1 protein-coding gene and 1 pseudogene are annotated in these 786 nt (G+C 62.2%); both read left to right on the top strand.

Translation table 11 applies throughout. From position 1 onward, the window contains the following. Positions 1 to 45: 45 nt before the first annotated feature. A complete protein-coding gene (locus tag UB90_RS22370; protein ID WP_438356804.1) occupies positions 46 to 360 on the top strand; it encodes a winged helix-turn-helix domain-containing protein in 315 nt (104 codons plus the stop codon). After that, positions 357 to 716: pseudogene (locus UB90_RS22365) on the top strand (ATP-binding protein); the annotation flags it as partial. The gene UB90_RS22370 and the pseudogene UB90_RS22365, both read left to right, overlap by 4 nt. Positions 717 to 786: the final 70 nt, after the last annotated feature.

The following is a 786-nucleotide window of genomic DNA, read 5'->3' as shown; positions in this document are numbered from 1 at the left end:
CCGTTAATGTGACAACACCCGCAGGACCCATTCGCGGGCAAGCGCATCCGGTTCGCCCATCTCGAACTGGACTATGACGGACGGACCCTGACCGCCCCGGACGGCACCCGCAATCAGGTAACCTCCGGTGAGCTGAAACTCCTGTCCATCCTGCTCGAACGCCCGCGTATCGTCATGAGCCGCGATGAGCTGCTGGAAATGACAGCGGGGCGCGTGGCCGGACCGCTTGACCGGACGATCGACAATCAGATCAGCCGCCTGCGCCGCAAGATCGAACCGGACGTATTGCGCCCCCGTGTCATCTCCACCGTGCGCAACGGCGGTTACAGCCTGACCTGCGATGTCGAGGTCAGTTCGTGAAAACGCGCCCGTGGAGACTGCGCACGCAGATCTCACTCTTGGTGCTGGGTGTTATCGTCGTGGCGCAGGCGGTGAGCCTCTGGTTCTTCGTTGACGAAAGAACACTCGCCGTGCAGGCGGCGATCGGCGCGGAAGCCGCCGGACGGGCCGCCAATGTAGCACAACTGATCGAAGGCGCGCCTCCGGAGCTGCACCCCCAGATCATTCGCGCCGCGACCTCTCCATTGATCCGTTTCAACCTGACCGAAGAGCCGGAGGTTGTGCATACGGATCATGACGCAGGCGGCGCGGTCGAGGCGCGGGTGAGGGCTCTTCTGGGCGATGACTACAGCCGCGACATCCGCATCGAAATCCATGTGTCGCGTAGCCCTTAATTGTGAGATGGGAAATCCAACGAAATCAACGGCGGGAGTGGACAGAACATGG

The organism is Tritonibacter mobilis, from assembly GCF_001681715.1.
Lineage (GTDB): Bacteria > Pseudomonadota > Alphaproteobacteria > Rhodobacterales > Rhodobacteraceae > Epibacterium > Epibacterium mobile.
This window is presented reverse-complemented; position numbering and strand designations above follow the sequence as displayed.